This window comes from Streptomyces sp. JLBG701 (genome assembly GCF_058544905.1).
On sequence record NZ_CM178588.1, the window covers coordinates 4,217,414 to 4,234,017 of the forward strand.

The window sequence follows — 16,604 nt, forward strand, 5'->3', positions numbered from 1 at the left end:
CGCACCCCCACTCCCCACCAGCCGCTCGCCGCTAAGCCGATCCGGCATGCAGGCGAGGCGCGAGCGCGCCCGCCACCCCCGGCCCGCAGCCCAGCCCACGGCTGCCGCCAACCCACCCGGGACCCCCGCTTTCCCGGCCGCTCGCTCGCTTCTCACCCGTGCTGGAGCGGACCGGGTCAAGGGTGGCCCGCAGGGCCACCGGCGTAGCCGACGCGACCGTAGGGAGCGCCCTTGATGCGGGCCGTGGAAGCACGACACTGGCAAAGAAGCGAGTGGCCCCGACGGTGCCGATGAACTCCGTTTCAGCGGCGGGCCTGCCCCGTTCCCTGTCCGGGGGAAGTGAGGGGGCGGCTGTTGAGGGTGGGCGGCTTGTTAGGGCTCAGCGGCTGCGGCGGACGTACCCTCGTGGCGCCCGGCGACCGGAGCGCGGCCGCTGAAGCCACGGAGTACTGGTCTCCGGCGCCCGTATGGCGTTGCAGGGCCTGGTGGTTGACGTAGAACTGTCTCTCGGCGAAAGGGCGGTCGCGGTCCGCGGGGTTGGCCGGGACCAGGACGCCCGCTCTGGCCATCTGTTCCATGACCTTGTGTGCCTGTTGCCTGTCGATACCGTCGCTGCCCTCCAGCTCGTAGAGGAGCTGGTCGGGGAAGAAGGGCCGTCGCTGGGAGACTTCGCTGAGGACTTTGGCGAAGTTCTGGCTCAGGGCAGGACCTTGGTCCTGGTCTTGGTCTTGGCCATGCCCTTCCCGTTGACCCTGCCCTTGGGCTTGGGCCCCAGGCGATGCGAGCAAGAGCGTGTCGTTGGAGGACGCCTCGTAGGCCGGCGCCGGCTCCAGCCAGGCCTTGTAACGATTCAGGGCCTCGGCGTCGACCTGGAACTCTCTCCGGCCGAAGGCTGGGTCGCGGTCCGAGAAGTTGGTGGAGTTGGTGGAGTTGGTCGGGACGAGTACGCCCGTCCTCTCCATGTCCTTCATCGCCCGGTAGGCCAACTCCCTGTCGCTGCCCTCCACTTCGTAGAGCAGTTGGTCGGCGAAGAAGGCCTGGCGTTGTGGGAGGTCGGTGAGGACGTCGGTCAGGCGATTCCTCAGGTCCCGTAGCTCATCATCTTCCTCGTCGAACACGGCAGCTCCTCAAAGACGACGTTGCGCTTCCCTCCACTGCCCGCTCAACGCGCCGACACCGCCACCCGGTTCAACTCACAACCCTCCCCGCAACCCGCTCCTCCAACAGAGCCCGGCACCCCGGCCACTCCCCCGCCGTGACCGAGTAGATCGCGGAGTCCCGGAGGCGACCGTCCTCACCCGGGGCCCAGGAGCGGGACCAGTTGCGCAGGACGCCCTCGAAGCGGGCGCCCGTTCGTTCGATCGCGGCGCGGGAGCGGGTGTTGCGGGCGTCGGTCTTCAGGTCGACGCGGGCCACGTCCCATTCCTCGAAGGCGTGGCGGAACAGCAGCAGTTTGGACTCGGCGTTCACGCCTGTGCCCTGGGCCGACCTCGCGAGCCAGGTGAAGCCCACCTCGATGGCGTCGAGTTGGTCCTGCGACCGCCAGAACCGGGGTTCCCAGAAGGAGGTCGCGCCGACCGCCCGCCCGGAGGACTTCGCCACCTGCGCGTAGGGCGCGAGCATTCCGGTCGCGGCGCGGGCCAGCTGCGCGTCGATGTACCGGACGACCTCGTCCGCCCGCGGCACCCAGGTGAACTCGTACGAATCGCGGTCCTCCTCCGCCGCCGTAGCGAGGTCGGCCGCGTGGCTGTGATCCAGCGGTTCCAGGCGCACGAGCGCACCCTCCAGAACCGGCCCCTCCAGCTGGAAGCCCAACTCCCCCACACTCCTTCGCGAATCCACCAACCGCCTTCAACTGCCTTCAACTGCCTTCAAAATCCGGGGAAGTCTCCCGTACGCATCCGACCCCGCGCACCGTCCTGGCGCGGCAGCTTGGTGCTCAGCTCCGCGAACGCCTCATGGAACCCCGGGAAGGTCTTCCGTACGCACCCCGGGTCGTCGAACGAAACGCCCGGACCCGGCACCCGCAACCCCGTCACCGCGAACGACATCACGACGCGATGATCGCCGTACGACTTGATCTCGGCGCCAGTAGGAACCGCACCCGGTCGGATCTCGATCCAGTCCGGCCCCGTCTCCACCTCCACCCCCAGCCGTCGCAGGTTTTCCGCGCAGGCGTCCAGGCGGTCGCACTCCTTGACCCGGGTGTTCGCCACGTCCTCGATGCGGACCGGGCCCGAGGCGAACGGGGCGATTGCCGCCAGTGTCGGCATCGTGTCCGAGATGTCCCGCATGTTGACCGTCAGGCCTCGCAGCCGGCCCGTTCCCCTGACCCTCGTGCCCTCCGCGCCGATCTCCACCTCCGCGCCCATCCGGCGCAGTACGTCCACGAAGCCCAGGTCTCCCTGGAGCGCCCCCTCGCCAAGGCCGGGGACCGTCACCTCGCCGCCCGTCAGCGCTGCCGCGGCGAAGAAGTAGCTCGCGGTCGAGGCGTCCGGTTCGATCGCGTAGGTCGTGGCGCGGTAGCCGCTCGGCGGGACCACGAACACGTTGCCCTCCCGGCCCACCTCCGCGCCGAACGCCCGCATCATCGCGATCGTGATCTCCACGTACGGGGCCGAGACCAGGTCCGTGACCCGGATGCGCAGGCCCTTTCGGGTCAGGGGGCCCAGCAGGAGCAGCGCCGTCAGGTACTGCGAGGACTGGCCCGCGTCCAGCGTCACCTCGCCGCCCTCCACTCCCGCCGCCTCTACCGTCAGCGGGTGGTGGCCCTCCTCGCCGCCGTGCCGCAGGTCCACGCCCAGGTCCCGCAGGGCCTGGGTGAGCGGCAGGAGCGGGCGGCGGCGCATCTGGGGGGACGCGTCGAAGCGGTACGTGCCACGCCCCGCTGCCGCCAGGGTCGGGAGGAAGCGTGCCGTCGTCGCGCCGTCCCGGCAGTACACGTCCGCCTCCGGCACCGCCGGGCCCTGCGGGCGGCCGTCGATCTGCCAGGTGTCCGGGGTCCGGCCGACCCGGTAGCCCAAGGCCAGCAGGCCTTCCGCGAAGCCCTCGGAGTCGTCGGAGCGGAGCGGGCGTACGAGGGTCGTGACCCCGTCGGCCGCCGCCGCCAGGAAGAGCGCGCGGGCGGTGATGGACTTGGAACCGGGGATGTCGACTACGGGCATGCCGTAATGATCGGCCGACGGTCGCGTTCCGCGCGAGCGCGTCCACGGGATGGACCACAGAGTCGATCCCTAAATCGGCCACGGACGCCTACCCTCCGTGCGCACTCCGCAACACCATTGGCCCAAGATGCAGGGCCAACGGCCCAAGCCGTCGGCGCACCCGTCCCGTTGAGCACGGGCCCACCAACTTCCGGGAATCGGCCGCCTTGGGGGAACCCACCCCCACCCGACTTCGTCCAAACAGCATGCTGCCGGAGAGTCACCGCCGTGCGGTGTCGGCCTCGCTGCTGGCTGCGATCGCTGACTTACCCTCTCCGCCGTACTGCGGCCGGCAGCACGCCGTCATCGGCGCGCCCCCCTCCAACAGCGCCGATGACGGCCCCTCCTTCTCGTCTTCCCCCTCATTCCTGTCATTTCTGCTATTCCCGTCATTCCCGGGTCCCGGCCCCGTCCGCGTTACTGTGCACTCCCTTGACTGGCAGAAACTTCCCGGATATTGGTGACTCCTCGGAAGTTTCCTTCAGCGGATCACCTCCGGAAGGAGCGCACGTGCCCTCCAGACGTACCGTCCTCGCCGCCACAGCGGGCGTCACCGCGGCCCTGGCGATCGGCACCCCCGCACAGGCCGGCAGCAGCTACGACGACAAGAAACACCGCGCCCTCATCTCCCGTATGACGCTGGAAGAGAAGGTCGGCCAGCTCTTCGTGATGCGGGTCTACGGCCACTCCGCCACCGCTCCCGACCAGGCCGACATCGAGGCCAACCTCAAGGAGATCGGCGTCCGCACGGCCGCCGAGCTGATCGCCCGGTACCGCGTCGGCGGCATCATCTACTTCACCTGGGCCCACAACACCCGCGACCCGCACCAGATCGCGGACCTGAGCAACGGGATCCAGCAGGCCTCCCTCGACCGGCCGCGCGGGCTGCCCGTGCTGATCTCCACCGACCAGGAGCACGGCATCGTCTGCCGGGTGGGCGAGCCCGCGACGCTCTTCCCGGGCGCGATGGCCATCGGGGCGGGCCGGTCCCGCGCCGACGCCCGCACCCTCGGGCGGATCTCCGGCGCCGAGCTGCGCGCCATCGGCATCCGGCAGGACTACTCCCCCGTCGCCGACGTGAACGTCAACCCGGCCAACCCGGTCATCGGCGTACGTTCCTTCGGTGCCGACGCGGACGCGGTGGCGGGGCTGGTCGCCGCCGAGGTGAAGGGGTACCAGGCCTCCGGTGTCGCCGCCACCGCCAAGCACTTCCCGGGGCACGGGGACACCGCCGTCGACAGCCACTACGGCTTTCCCGTCATCACGCACAGCCGCGAGGTGTGGGAGGAGCTGGACGCGGTCCCCTTCCGGGCCGCCGTCCGGGCAGGCATCGACTCGATCATGACCGCGCACATCATGGTCCCGGCCCTCGACGACTCCGGCGACCCGGCGACCCTCTCCCACCCGATCCTCACGGGCATCCTGCGCGAGGAGCTCGGCTACGACGGGGTCGTCGTCACCGACTCGCTCGGCATGGAGGGCGTACGGACCAAGTACGGCGACGACCGCGTACCCGTGCTCGCGCTCAAGGCCGGTGTCGACCAGCTCCTCAACCCGCCCGACCTGCCCACCGCCTGGAACGCCGTCCTGAACGCCGTCAAGGGCGGCGAGCTCACCGAGGCACGGCTCGACGAGTCGATCCTGCGGGTACTGCGGCTCAAGGCGAAGATGCGGTTGTTCGAGGATCCCTACGTCAGCCAGAGCGGCGTCACCCGCACAGTCGGCACCCCGGCCCACCTCAGGGCGGCCGACCGGATCGCCGAACGGACGACGACCCTGCTGGTCAACGAGGGCGGGTTGCTGCCCCTGTCCGCCGCCGAGCACCCCAAGCTGCTCGTCGTCGGCGCCGACCCCGCCTCCCCGTCCGGTACGACGGGACCGCCCACCGGAGTGCTCGCCGCCGCCCTCACCGAACTGGGCTTCACGGCCACCGCCCTCTCCACCGGTACGGCCCCCTCCGACACCACCATCGCCAAGGCCGTCGCGGCGGCGGGCGATGTCGACGCCGTGGTCGTCGGGACATACAACGTCACCGCTGCCTCCTCCCAGAAGACGCTCGTCGAACAGCTCGTCGCTACCGGGAAACCGGTCGTCGCGATCGCCGTCCGCAATCCCTACGACGTGGCTCAACTGCCCGGCGTGCCCGCCTACTTGGCGTCGTACTCCTGGACCGACGTCGAGCTGCGCGCGGCGGTACGGGTGATCGCGGGGCGGGTGGAGCCGCGCGGGAAACTGCCGGTGCCGGTGCAGCGGGCCGACGATCCGGCGAAGGTGCTGTATCCCATCGGGTACGGGCTCAGCTACCCGGGATGAGCTAGACAGGGTGCGTACGGGAGGTACGACGTACAACCGGCGCACCACCACCAACTTACGCAAAGCACCCCGCATGTCTGGCGTGCGCCTGCCACGGCGGGTCACGCTGGGCGGGGGTATCCGGGGGGATCGCGATGCGTGAGAGAAGTTCCGTGAGCGTGGTGTGCGCACTGCTCGCGCTGTTCGTCGCCCTGTTGGTGGGGTGCCAGGGGTCGTCGTCCGGGGCGGGCGACGACGAGACCACCGCCGACGACCGGCCCTCCGGCAGCAGCGTCACCTCGACGCAGCCGTCCGGCTACGGGGCGGTGTTCCTCGCGGTCGACGAGTGCAGTTCCTTCGGCACGACGAGTTTCACCGAGGTGCCGTGCACCAGTGAGCGGGCCGCCGCGCGGGTCGTGGCACGCCATGACGGCAAGGTGGGCGAGGGGCCGGTGTGCCCGGCGACCACCGACTTCGTTCTGCACATCAGCGAACAGGGCGCCTCGGGCGACGAGGACGGCGACGGCGCGGTGCCTCAGGGCTACGCCTGTATGCGCAACCTGGAGCCGCCTCATCCCGGCGATCCCGGTGGCGGGGGCGGTCCCCGCACCATCGTCGGCGACTGCGTGTACGGCTCGGGCAGCGGCGAGGTCCGCGAGACGGCGTGCGACGGCAAGGGCGAGAAGAAACCGGAGTACGAGGTGACCAAGGCGGTCGCCAAGCGCACCGAGTGTCCCGCGACGACCGCGCTGTACGTGCAGCTAGGCGGCAAGGAGCCGGTGGGCTGCGCCCGCCCGGTGTGAGCCGGTACGAGGCTGCTCCACTGGGCCAAATCCTGCGGGGTGAAGGCGATCGCAGTGGAGGACCTGGACTTCGGCACGAGCGCGGTCGACCCGGCCTACACCTCCAAGTGGGGCGCCCAGCACTGGCAAAAGCCCCTCACCGGCACAATGCGCAAGACGACTCGCCACGACGCTGCCGCCGTGGCGATCGGACGGCGCGCCCAAGGACACCCGATCCGGCGACGGACGACACCGCCCCGTGCACACCAGAGCGATGTGCACGGGCATCGGACCGCCCAGGCCGACCGGCGTGCCCTCGGGCGCGAGGAAACCCGCCCCCGCATTCCCGGACCACGGACACGATCCGTGCGACGCGGCGACCCGGAACAGGTCGATGTGCGCGCGTTTCAAAAGCTCGACGCCGGAATGATCAATTCCGAATTATCCCGCACCCGGAGATACGTCACTAACCCGACGAACAACTATTGAGATCAATTATCGAGTCGGTAGGCTCCCCTCTGTTATGGCGCGGACAACCTGCTTCCGGGCAGTCCGTCATCACTCACACGTCGGGGACCTCAGTGGCACTCCACGCACGACAGCAAACAGGGCAAGTGACCTCTCCGAAGCGCCGGTTGTCCCTGCGGACGATCCTGCTCGCGCTGGCTCTGGTGCCCTGCCTCGCGCTGGTCGCCCTGGGATTGGTGAACTCCCGCCAGTTGTACGCAGACTGGCACAACATCAGCGACCGGAACGAGTCCGCCAAGAGCTTCGGCCCACCCCTGCTCGGTATCTTCACCAATTTGCAGGCCGAACGACGGCTGAGCGCGGCGGCGCTCGCCGATCCCGGGGCGGACAAGTCCGAACTGAAGAATCAGCGCCGGCTCACCGACAAGTCCGTACAGAGCGTCCAGGCCCTGTCCGGCTCGGTCCCGGCGTCGCTCACCGAGGCCTTCCAGAAGCTCGACCAGGGCCTGCGGAAGCTGCCCGACGACCGCAGCGCCGTGGACCAGGGGTCCGCGGAACAGCAGGAGACGTACGACGAGTACACCGCGATCATCGCCTCGAACATGGGGTTGTTCGAGGACTTCAGCAACATCGGTTTCGCCGAACAGACCATCCTCGTCCGGCCGTTGCTCGACGCGCAGTGGGGCCTGGAGATGATCTCGCGCGAGGACGCGATCATCGCCGCCGGGGCGGCGAGCGGCCGTCTCACCAGCGCGCAGCGCTTCCAGCTCGCCGGCGTGATCGGCGCTCAGGACCACATCTTCGACGACAAGGTCCTGCCGCAGCTGACCGCCGCGCGGGCCAAGGCGTACCAGGGTGTGCTGGCCGGCACCGGCTGGAAGCAGAAGACCAGGATCGAGCAGAACCTCCTCAACTCCGAGAACGTCGACGGCTCCGGCCGCACCGCCGTGGCCGCCGCGGTGGGCGGGCAGTGGCAGCAGAGCCTCGGCGAGATCATCCCCGGGCTGTCACAGGCCCGCGCCGCCTACTCCGCCGACATCGTCGCCTCCACCGAGGACGAACTCGACGGCCTGATGACGAACATGATGATCAACAGCGCCGTGAGTGGCGCGGCCGTGCTGCTGATGCTGCTGATCTCGCTGCGCCTGACCGGCATCCTGCGCCGCCGGATCTTCGCGCTCCGCTCCGAGGCCCTGGAGCTGCAGACCCGCCTGCCAGGACTGGTGGAGCGGCTGCGCCAGGGCGAGAAGGTCGACACCGACGCCGAACTGCCCGAGATCCGCTACGGCGACGACGAACTCGGCCAGCTCGGCCAGGCCCTCAACCAGGCCCGCGCCACGTCCCTGGAGACCGCCGTACGCGAGGTCGAGCTGTACCGCGGCTTCGAGCGGCTGCTGCAACGCATCGCCAGGCGCACCCAGTTGCTGATCGGCATGCAGCTGAAACGTCTCGGCGAGATGCAGCGGCGGCACGAGGACCCCGAGGTCCTTGAGGGCCTTTTCGACCTCGACCACCTGGCGGCCCGGCTGCGCCGCTACGAGGAGAACCTGGTGATCCTCGGCAACGGGCAGCCGCAGCGCCGCTGGCGCAGGCCCGTACTGCTGCTTGACGTCATGCGCTCCGCGCAGGGCGAGGTGCAGGACTACCGGCGCATCCGCATCGACACCGACGGCGAGACCTGGCTGTCCGAGCGGGCCGTCGGCCCCATGGTGCACGTGCTGGCGGAGCTGATGGAGAACGCGGTGTCGTTCTCCCGGCCGCCGACCCCGGTCGAGGTGACCGCGTCCCAGGTGGGGCGCGGTGTCGCGATCGAGATCGAGGACCGCGGCATGGGCATGGAGCCCGCGCAGTACGCCGAGGCCAACCGGCTGATGGCCGACCCGCCCCGCATGGACGTGATGTCCCGCGCCGACGACGCCCGGCTCGGCCTGTACGTCGTCGCCCGGCTCTCCGCCAACCTGGGACTCCAGGTCGAGCTGCGGCCCTCGTCCTTCGGGGGCACCCGGGTGGTCGTCCTGGTGCCGGGCGAGCTGATATCCGACGGCGGTCCGCTCCCGGAGGAGCCCCTGTCGGACTCCGTTCCCTTCCCCGACCAGTTCGCCCTGCACGGCACGGCCCAGCCCGGTTCGGTGGGTGATCACCCCGGCCCCCAGGCGCGGAACTACCCCGGCGACCAGGACACGTTCACGCGCCCGCTCATCGGCCCCTGGATCGAGCCGCCGGCCCGCACCGCCCCGGCCGCCACCAACACGCCGGCCTCCACGAACCCGCTGCCCCGGCGCGTGAAGCAGGCCAGCCTCGCCACCGAACTCCGGCAGCCTCCCCCCTCGTACACCGAGCCGCCGCGCACCGGCCCGGGCGTGGTCCAGCCACTCCCCCGGCGGACCGGGGCCCGCTCCGGCGCCACCGTCGGTGCCTTCCAGCGCCAGTCCCGCACGGCCCGGCTCAGGCCCGACGCCTACCCCGACCCCGACACCCGGACCAACCACCACCAGCCCATCCAGCCCGCACCGGGACCCGACGGGACCCGCAAGGAAGACGGACGATGACTCTGCGAACCACTGCCACCAACTCCGACCTCGACTGGCTGCTCGACCGTCTGGTCGACCAGGTGCCGGGCACCCGGAACGCCGTCGTGCTGTCCGACGACGGGCTGGTTGTGAGCCAGTCCAGCAGCATCGCCCGGGTCGACGCCGAACGTCTGGCCGCCATCGCCACCGGTCAGCAGAGCCTGGCCCGCGGGGTCGGCGAGGTCTTCGGCGGTGGTGCGGTCCACCAGGTCATCGTCGAGTTGGACGAGCTGTGGCTGTTCATCAGCAACGCGGGCCGGGGCACCCACCTGGCCGTCGTCGCGGACCAGGAGGTGGACGCCGAGGTGATGGCCGTCGCGATGGACACCCTCGTACAGCAGGTGGGGCAGCATCTGGGCACCGAGATCCGTGTCGTGGGGCACGTCGCGGGGCATACGGAGGGCGGTGGACGTGAGTGAACCACTGGGCCGACGCGGCGGAGGACGACGCTGCCGATGACGCGGTGGAGAGCCTCGTCAGGCCGTACACGATCACCCAGGGGCGTACGGCCTCGGCGCGGGACGACCTCACCCTCATCACCGTGATCGCCACCGTCGCCGTGCCCGGCGGCCAGCACACCGACCGGGGTCTGCAACCCGAGCACCGGCTGATCCTGAGGCAGTGTCGCACCCCCGTGGCGCTCGCCGAGGTCGCCGCCGGGCTGAACCTGCCCGTCGCGGTGACCAAGATCCTCGTCGACGACCTGCTCGTGCTGGGCAGGGTGACGGCCCGGCCACCGCTCACGGTCACCGTGGGACAGGAACCCGACATGATTCTTCTTCAGGCGGTGAAGGATGCCCTACTCAGACTCTGACGAACAGCAGACCGGGGCACCCGGATCGGCGAGCAACACGATCGCGGCGCCCGCCGCCGTGAAGATCCTGATCGCGGGCGGGTTCGGCGTGGGCAAGACCACCATGGTCGGGTCCGTGAGCGAGATTCCGCCCCTGCACACGGAGGAGCAGCTGACCGTGGCGGGCCTCGGCGTGGACGATCTCGCCGGGGTGGAGCACAAGACGACCACGACCGTGGCGCTGGACTTCGGCCGGATCACGGTGAGTTCGCAGCTCGTCCTGTATCTCTTCGGCACACCGGGGCAGGAACGTTTCTGGTTCATGTGGAACGACCTGGTGCAGGGGGCCCTCGGCGCCATCGTCCTCGCGGACACCCGCCGTCTGGAGAGCAGTTTCGCGTCGATCGACTTCTTCGAGAGCCGCGGCGTCCCGTTCGTCGTCGGCGTCAACTGCTTCGACGGACTCCAGGACCGCACCGTGCCCGAGGTCAGGGAGGCCCTCGACCTCGACCCGAACGTCCCCATCCTCATGGGCGACTTGAGGCAACGACTGGCGAGCCGGGACCTGCTGCTGGCCCTGGTCAACCGGCTGATGGCGGGCCGGGCACCACTCCCGACCCGCCGTTGAACCGGAGGACTCGTTACTCGTTACGCGTTACGCGTTACGGCCGCAGCGTCGGCTCGCGCTCGATGTCCCGCTTGTCCAGTTTGGCGTCGTACTTCGCCAGCGGCTTCGCCACCGACGGGTTCGCCTGAACCGCCGCGGAGGCGACGCCGGCCCATTCCAGGATGCGGGCCGTGGCGAGGGTGTTGTCGTCCGCGACGAGGCCCGCGACGTTCGCGCCGTGGTTCATGCCGGGAGCGGTGAAGACGTACGAGTCGTGTGAACCGCGGCCGGGGCGGAAGCGTTCGGCGCCCCAGGGGTCGTTCTGGCCGTAGACGAAGATCATGTGGTTGGCGTGGTGGCGGATCCAGCCGTCCACGTCACGCATGACTCCCGGCTGGAACCGCATCGGGATCGACCTCGGCACGAAGTTCCGCGGGGGCAGGTAGCCGTAGCGGATGAACTTCTTCTCGATGTACGGGAATTGGATCGTCGGGGCGCCGAGCTGGGTGCCCGCCTGGTAGTAGTACGGGGTGTACGGCTCCAGGCCCTGGTCGCTGTAGTAGGAGAAGCCGGCGATCGCATCGACGGAGTTGAAGATGTCGTCGTCGGTCGCGTTCTTCGCGTCCGCCGGGATCGTCTCGCAGTCCGACTCGGGGCTGTACTGCCAGAAGCCCCAGACGTAGTCGAGGACCGTCGCCTCGTAGGCCTTGTCGAGGCTGCCGATGGTGTCGAAGGTGAGGCCGACGTCGGCCGCGTACGCCTCGTACTTCTTCTCAAGGGGCTCCCGCCGGACCAGTGCCTCGCGCTGTACGGCGTTCAGGCGGTCCCGGCACTCCTTGGTGCCGACGGTGGCGAAGAAGCGGTCGTACGCCGAATCCTCGTTGTCCACCACGTCGTTGGGGGCGACGTAGGCGACCACGCCGTCCATGTCACGCGGGTAGAAGCGCTCGTAGTAGGTGGCGGTCATGCCGCCCTTCGAGACGCCGGTCGCCAGCCACTTGTTGCCGTAGATCGGCTTGAGCGCCTTGAAGATACGGTGCTGGTCGCTCGCCGCCTGCCAGATGTCGAGCTTGGTCCAGTCGGCGGGGTCGGGGCGGGACGGGGTGAAGTACCGGTATTCCATGGCCACTTGGTTGCCGTCGACGATCCGGGTCGGCTCGCGGCGGCCGGGGTTCGTCGAGACGGTGTAGCCGCTGGTCTCGAAGACCGTCGGGCGGGAGACGTCCTTGTGCAGCACGGTGATGCGCTGCTGGAAGGTGCCCTGGGACGGGTGCCGGTGGTCGATCGGCTGGGTGTAGTTGAGGACGAAGAAGCGGTAGCCGGTGTACGGCTTCTCCTGGATCAGGCTCATGCCCGGTATCGCGAGCAGTTGTTCCTTGATGTCCTCGGTGGTGGTCCTGGGCTCGGCGGCGGTGGCCGCCCCGGCCGTGCTCAGTGTGCCTATGAGCACCGTGAGCGCCAGCAGCCATCTGAACGCCTTGCGCATGCACCCTCCCCCTCTGTGAAAGAGCTGTGCGCCGGAAGTTATCGGAGTAACTCAGGGGCACACCAGAGGTGTTGGAGGAGTCAGGGGAAAACCCTCGGCCCGGTCGTCGGCCCGTCAGCAGAGGATCCAGCCGGAGCTGACCGAGCCCCGTCCGACCTTGCCCTTGATCCAGACGCAGCGGCCGCCGGCGGGTACGTCCACCGGGCCGGCGCGATGCGAGTAGTTCCCCTGGTCGACTTCGGCACGGCTTCCGCGCGCCTGCACGCTGACCAGCATGAACCTCTTGGTGCCGGGGTTCTTTGGCAGGGTGACTGCACAGACGTGGCCGTGTCGCTTGTAGACGTGCACGGAGCCTGTGGAGAACGGGAGCGTCCTGACCTTGCGTCCGTCGCAGTACGAGGCGGCGGCTTGGGCGCTGCCGGGTGCGGCGAGTCCGAGCAGTCCGGACACGCTCAGCAGGGCCGCGCCGAGCGCCAGCCGCCGTCGTATCGCACCCCTGGCACGCTTATCCACTGTCGTCCCTCCCGATTCCGTGGCCACATACGTACTGCTGTACGGACGCAGGACATGTGTCGGAAGGTTGCACGGTACTTCGCTGGATGGGTAGTTCGTTTGGCGCGGGCCGGTGGGGGCTGGTCGCGCAGTTCCCCGCGCCCCTTAGGCAAGCTGCAGATCAGGCGCCTACAGGCTCGCCCACGAAAGCTCGCCACAGCGCCGCATAGCGGCCGCCCGCCGCCAACAGCTCCTCGTGTGTGCCGTCCTCCACGACCTGGCCGTGGTCCATCACCACGACCCGGTCCGCTCGGGCCGCCGTGGTCAGGCGGTGGGCTACCACGAGGGTTGTGCGGCGGCCTGCCAGGCGGTCTGTGGCCTGGTTGACCAAAGCCTCCGTGGCCAGGTCTAGCGCCGCTGTCGCCTCGTCCAGGAGGAGGATGTCCGGGTCGACCAGTTCGGCTCGGGCCAGGGCGATCAGTTGGCGTTGGCCTGCCGAGAGGTTGCGGCCGCGTTCTGCGACCTCGTGGAGGTAGCCCGCGTCGAGCGTGGCGATCATGTCGTGGGCGCCTACCGCGCGGGCCGCCGCCTCCACCTCGGCGTCGGTGGCGTTCGGGCGGCCGTAGGCGATGGCGTCGCGGACGGTGCCCTGGAAGAGGTAGGCCTCCTGCGGGACTACGCCGAGGCGGTGGCGGTACGCCGTGATGTCGAGGGCGCGGAGGTCGGTGCCGTCGACCGTGACCCGGCCGCCTGTCGGGTCGTAGAAGCGGGCCACCAGTTTCACGAGCGTCGACTTTCCGGCGCCCGTCTCGCCGACGAACGCGACCGTCTGTCCGGCGGGGATCCTCAACTCGACGCCGCCGAGGGCCTCTTCCTCGCCGCCGTACGCGAAGTGCACTTCCTCGAAGGCGATTTCACCTCTGAGAGACGGGACTTCGAGTGGTTTGTCTGCGGCTCTTGTCGACGTCGGTTCCTGGAGCAGTTCCTGGATGCGGCCCAGGGAGACCGAGGCCTGCTGGTAGCCGTCGAAGACCTGGGAGAGCTGCTGGACGGGGGCGAAGAACAGGTCGATGTAGAGGAGGTAGGCGACCAGGGCACCGGTCGTGAGGGTCGCGGCGTCCACTCGGCCCGAGCCCGCGATCAGTACCGCTGCCGCCGCGACCGACGACAGCAGCTGCACGAAGGGGAAGTAGATCGAGATCAGCCACTGACCCCGGATGCGGGCCTGGCGGTAGCTGTCACTGCGCTCCGCGAACCGCCTTCCGCCGTCCGTCTCGCGCCGGAACGCCTGCACGATCCGCAGCCCGGACACCGACTCCTGGAGGTCGGCGTTGACCAACGACACGCGCTCACGGGCCAGTTCGTACGCCTTCACGCTCGCCTTGCGGAAGAAGTACGTGGCGATGATCAGCGGGGGGAGGGTCGCGAAGACCACGAGCGCGAGCTGTACGTCGATCACCAGCAGGGCGACCATGATGCCGAAGAAGGTGACGACCGAGACGAACGCCGTGACCAGGCCGGTCTGCAGGAAGGTCGAGAGGGCGTCGACGTCCGTCGTCATCCTCGTCATGATCCGGCCGGTCAACTCCCGCTCGTAGTAGTCGAGTCCGAGGCGTTGCAGCTGGGCGAAGATCTTCAACCGGAGTGCGTACAGGACGCGTTCGCCGGTACGGCCGGTCATCCGCGTCTCGCCGATCTGTGCCGCCCACTGCACGAGGACCGCGAGCAGTCCGAGGAGCGAGGCCGCCCAGACGGCGCCGAGGGCGAGTTCCGAGACGCCGCTGTCGATGCCGTGCCGGATCAGGACGGGCAGCAGCAGCCCCACGCCCGCGTCGGCGGCGACCAGGCCGAGGCTGACGAGAAGAGGGAGGCCGAAACCTCGGAGGAGGCGACGCAGGCCGTACGACTCCTCCGGTCGGACCGCCCGTGCCTCGTCTACGGCCGGGGTGTCGGCCGCCGGGGGCAACGCCTCGACCTGGGCGAGGAGTTCGGGGGTCGCGGGCATGCCGTCGAGGGCGGTGTCGCGCGGCTCGCGCTCCCCCGCCCACAGTCGCGGAGTGACACCCCGCTCCGCGTCGAACTCGGCGTCCAGCTCGTCCCGTACGGAGGTGTCCTCCTGGGGATACGCGGGCTGGGCGTGGCCGGGTGAGACACCGCCGAGTTCGTCCGGGTCGGTGAGCAGGCGGCGGTAGAGGGCCGACCGCTGCTGGAGCTCCTCGTGGGTGCCGAGGTCGGCGAGGCGGCCGCCGTCAAGTACGGCGATGCGGTCGGCGAGGTTGAGGGTGGAGCGGCGGTGGGCGATGAGGAGGGTCGTGCGGCCCTGCATGACCTGCTTGAGGGCCTCGTGGATCTCGTGCTCGACGCGGGCGTCCACGGCGGAGGTGGCGTCGTCGAGGACGAGGAGGCGCGGGTCGGTGAGGATCGCGCGGGCTAGTGCGACGCGCTGGCGTTGGCCGCCGGAGAGGGTGAGGCCGTGCTCGCCGACCTTGGTGTCGTAACCCTCGGGCAGCTCGGCGATGAAACGGTCCGCCTGGGCGGCGCGAGCGGCCGTCAGGATCTCGTCCTCGGTCGCGTCGGGACGGCCGTAGGAGATGTTGTTGCGGACCGTGTCCGAGAAGAGGAAGGAGTCCTCCGGGACCAGGCCGATCGCGGCCCTGAGTGAATCGAGGGTGAGCTCGCGGACGTCGTGGCCGCCGATGAGGACGGCGCCGTGGGTGACGTCGTAGAAGCGCGGCAGGAGGAGGGAGACCGTGGACTTGCCGGAGCCGGAGGAGCCGACGACGGCGAGGGTCTCGCCGGGGCGGATCTCGAAGCTCAGCCCCTGGAGGACCGGGCGGTTGTCCTCGTAGCCGAAGGAGACGTCGTCGAACTCGACGGTGGCCGGGGCGTCGGCGGGCAGCTCCTTGGTGCCGTCCGTCAGCGACGGCTCGGTGTCGATCAGCTCCAGGACGCGTTCGGTGCCCGCGCGTGCCTGCTGGCCGACCGTGAGGACCATCGCGAGCATGCGGACCGGGCCGACGAGCTGGGCGAGGTAGGTGGAGAAGGCGACGAACGTGCCGAGCGTGATGTGCCCGCGTACGGCGAGCCAGCCGCCCAGCGCCAGCATGGCGACCTGACCGAGGGCGGGGACGGCCTGGAGGGCCGGGGTGTACTTGGCGTTGAACCGGATCGTGCGCAGCCGGCCCGCGAAGAGCTTGCGCCCGACCTCACGCAGCTTTCCGGTCTCCTGGTCCTCCTGTCCGAACCCCTTCACCACGCGTACGCCGCTGACGGCACCGTCGACCACGCCTGCTACGGCCGCCGCCTGGGCCTGGGCATACCAGGTGGCGGGGTGCAGCTTGGCGCGGCTGCGCTTGGCGATGAACCAGATGGCGGGGGCGACGGCCACCGCGACCAGGGTGAGCGGGAGGGACAGCCACGCCATGATCACGAGGGAGATCAGGAAGAGCATGAAGTTCCCGATGGTCATCGGGAGCATGAAGAGCAGGCCCTGGATCAGCTGGAGGTCGCTGGTGGCGCGGCCGATCACCTGGCCCGTGGACAGCTCGTCCTGACGGCGGCCGTCGAGGCGGGTGATCGTGCCGAACATCTCCGTCCGCAGGTCGTGCTGGACGTCGAGGGCGAGGCGGCCGCCGTAGTAGCGGCGGATGTAGGTGAGGGCGTAGACGATGATCGCGGCGCCTATGAGCGCGCCCGCCCAGGGGGCCATGCCTCGGCTGTGGTCGCCGATCACGTCGTCGATGATCACCTTGGTGAACAGGGGGACGACCGCCATGACCGCCATGCCGGCCAGGGATGAGCCGAGGGCCAGGACGACGTCCTTCGGGTACCGCCAGGCGTAGCCCGCCAGTCGTCGTGCCCATCCCTGGTGCGTTTTCACGCGGGTGCCCTCCGGTTTTTGGCCTGATCTT

The 16,604-nt window shown here is 69.6% G+C and carries 12 protein-coding genes and 1 pseudogene; 7 read left to right on the forward strand and 6 right to left on the reverse strand.

Going from position 1 to position 16,604, the window contains the following annotated elements:
* Positions 1–302: 302 nt before the first annotated feature.
* From AC5DRG_RS19315 to aroA, 3 genes are all read right to left on the reverse strand, one after another.
* The gene (locus AC5DRG_RS19315; RefSeq protein WP_491811794.1) at positions 303–1,118 is read right to left on the reverse strand and encodes a hypothetical protein; all 816 of its coding nucleotides are present in this window, start codon (positions 1,116–1,118) and stop codon (positions 303–305) included.
* 70 nt (positions 1,119–1,188) lie between these two features.
* On the reverse strand, positions 1,189–1,815 hold the full coding sequence (locus AC5DRG_RS19320) for a GNAT family N-acetyltransferase (protein WP_491811795.1): 627 nt from the start codon (positions 1,813–1,815) through the stop codon (positions 1,189–1,191).
* A 56-nt stretch (positions 1,816–1,871) separates the two neighbouring features.
* The gene (aroA, locus tag AC5DRG_RS19325; protein ID WP_491811796.1) at positions 1,872–3,164 is read right to left on the reverse strand and encodes a 3-phosphoshikimate 1-carboxyvinyltransferase; all 1,293 of its coding nucleotides are present in this window, start codon (positions 3,162–3,164) and stop codon (positions 1,872–1,874) included.
* A gap of 549 nt (positions 3,165–3,713) precedes the next feature.
* Here aroA and AC5DRG_RS19330 point away from each other — a divergent pair.
* The 7 genes and pseudogenes from AC5DRG_RS19330 (at position 3,714) to AC5DRG_RS19360 (ending at position 10,736) form a co-directional block, all read left to right on the forward strand.
* On the forward strand, positions 3,714–5,516 hold the full coding sequence (locus AC5DRG_RS19330) for a glycoside hydrolase family 3 protein (protein ID WP_491811797.1): 1,803 nt from the start codon (positions 3,714–3,716) through the stop codon (positions 5,514–5,516).
* 134 nt (positions 5,517–5,650) lie between these two features.
* A complete protein-coding gene (locus AC5DRG_RS19335) occupies positions 5,651–6,298 on the forward strand; it encodes a hypothetical protein (RefSeq protein ID WP_491811798.1) in 648 nt (215 codons plus the stop codon).
* A 6-nt stretch (positions 6,299–6,304) separates the two neighbouring features.
* Positions 6,305–6,766 (forward strand): annotated as a pseudogene (locus tag AC5DRG_RS19340) (hypothetical protein); the annotation flags it as partial.
* Between the two features lie 125 nt (positions 6,767–6,891).
* Positions 6,892–9,294 carry a sensor histidine kinase gene (locus AC5DRG_RS19345; RefSeq protein ID WP_491811799.1) on the forward strand — a complete coding sequence of 801 codons (2,403 nt, stop codon included), beginning with the start codon at positions 6,892–6,894 and terminating at the stop codon, positions 9,292–9,294.
* A complete protein-coding gene (locus tag AC5DRG_RS19350; protein WP_491811800.1) occupies positions 9,291–9,734 on the forward strand; it encodes a roadblock/LC7 domain-containing protein in 444 nt (147 codons plus the stop codon). The genes AC5DRG_RS19345 and AC5DRG_RS19350 overlap by 4 nt, the downstream gene beginning before the upstream one ends.
* The gene (locus tag AC5DRG_RS19355; protein WP_491811801.1) at positions 9,731–10,129 is read left to right on the forward strand and encodes a DUF742 domain-containing protein; all 399 of its coding nucleotides are present in this window, start codon (positions 9,731–9,733) and stop codon (positions 10,127–10,129) included. Before AC5DRG_RS19350 ends, AC5DRG_RS19355 begins: the two co-directional genes overlap by 4 nt.
* Positions 10,110–10,736, forward strand: a complete 627-nt coding sequence (locus AC5DRG_RS19360) for a GTP-binding protein (RefSeq protein WP_491811802.1) — start codon at positions 10,110–10,112, stop codon at positions 10,734–10,736. Before AC5DRG_RS19355 ends, AC5DRG_RS19360 begins: the two co-directional genes overlap by 20 nt.
* A gap of 34 nt (positions 10,737–10,770) precedes the next feature.
* Here AC5DRG_RS19360 and AC5DRG_RS19365 read toward each other — a convergent pair whose 3' ends face one another.
* From AC5DRG_RS19365 to AC5DRG_RS19375, 3 genes are all read right to left on the reverse strand, one after another.
* Positions 10,771–12,201, reverse strand: coding sequence for an aminopeptidase (locus tag AC5DRG_RS19365; RefSeq protein ID WP_491811803.1), 1,431 nt, complete (start codon positions 12,199–12,201; stop codon positions 10,771–10,773).
* Positions 12,202–12,315: 114 nt separating this feature from the next.
* Entirely contained in the window at positions 12,316–12,714 is a 399-nt protein-coding gene (locus AC5DRG_RS19370; protein ID WP_491811804.1) for a hypothetical protein, read from the reverse strand.
* Between the two features lie 160 nt (positions 12,715–12,874).
* A complete protein-coding gene (locus AC5DRG_RS19375) occupies positions 12,875–16,573 on the reverse strand; it encodes an ABC transporter ATP-binding protein (RefSeq protein ID WP_491811805.1) in 3,699 nt (1,232 codons plus the stop codon).
* Between the last annotated feature and the right edge of the window lie 31 nt (positions 16,574–16,604).

Excerpts from the sequence above, each read along its gene's own strand:
- AC5DRG_RS19350 (WP_491811800.1), top strand. The coding sequence starts at position 9,291 with ATGACTCTGCGAACCACTGCCACCAACTCCGACCTCGACTGGCTGCTC.
- AC5DRG_RS19335 (WP_491811798.1), top strand. The coding sequence starts at position 5,651 with ATGCGTGAGAGAAGTTCCGTGAGCGTGGTGTGCGCACTGCTCGCGCTG.
- AC5DRG_RS19365 (WP_491811803.1), bottom strand. The coding sequence starts at position 12,201 with ATGCGCAAGGCGTTCAGATGGCTGCTGGCGCTCACGGTGCTCATAGGC.
- aroA (WP_491811796.1), bottom strand. The coding sequence starts at position 3,164 with ATGCCCGTAGTCGACATCCCCGGTTCCAAGTCCATCACCGCCCGCGCG.
- AC5DRG_RS19360 (WP_491811802.1), top strand. The coding sequence starts at position 10,110 with ATGCCCTACTCAGACTCTGACGAACAGCAGACCGGGGCACCCGGATCG.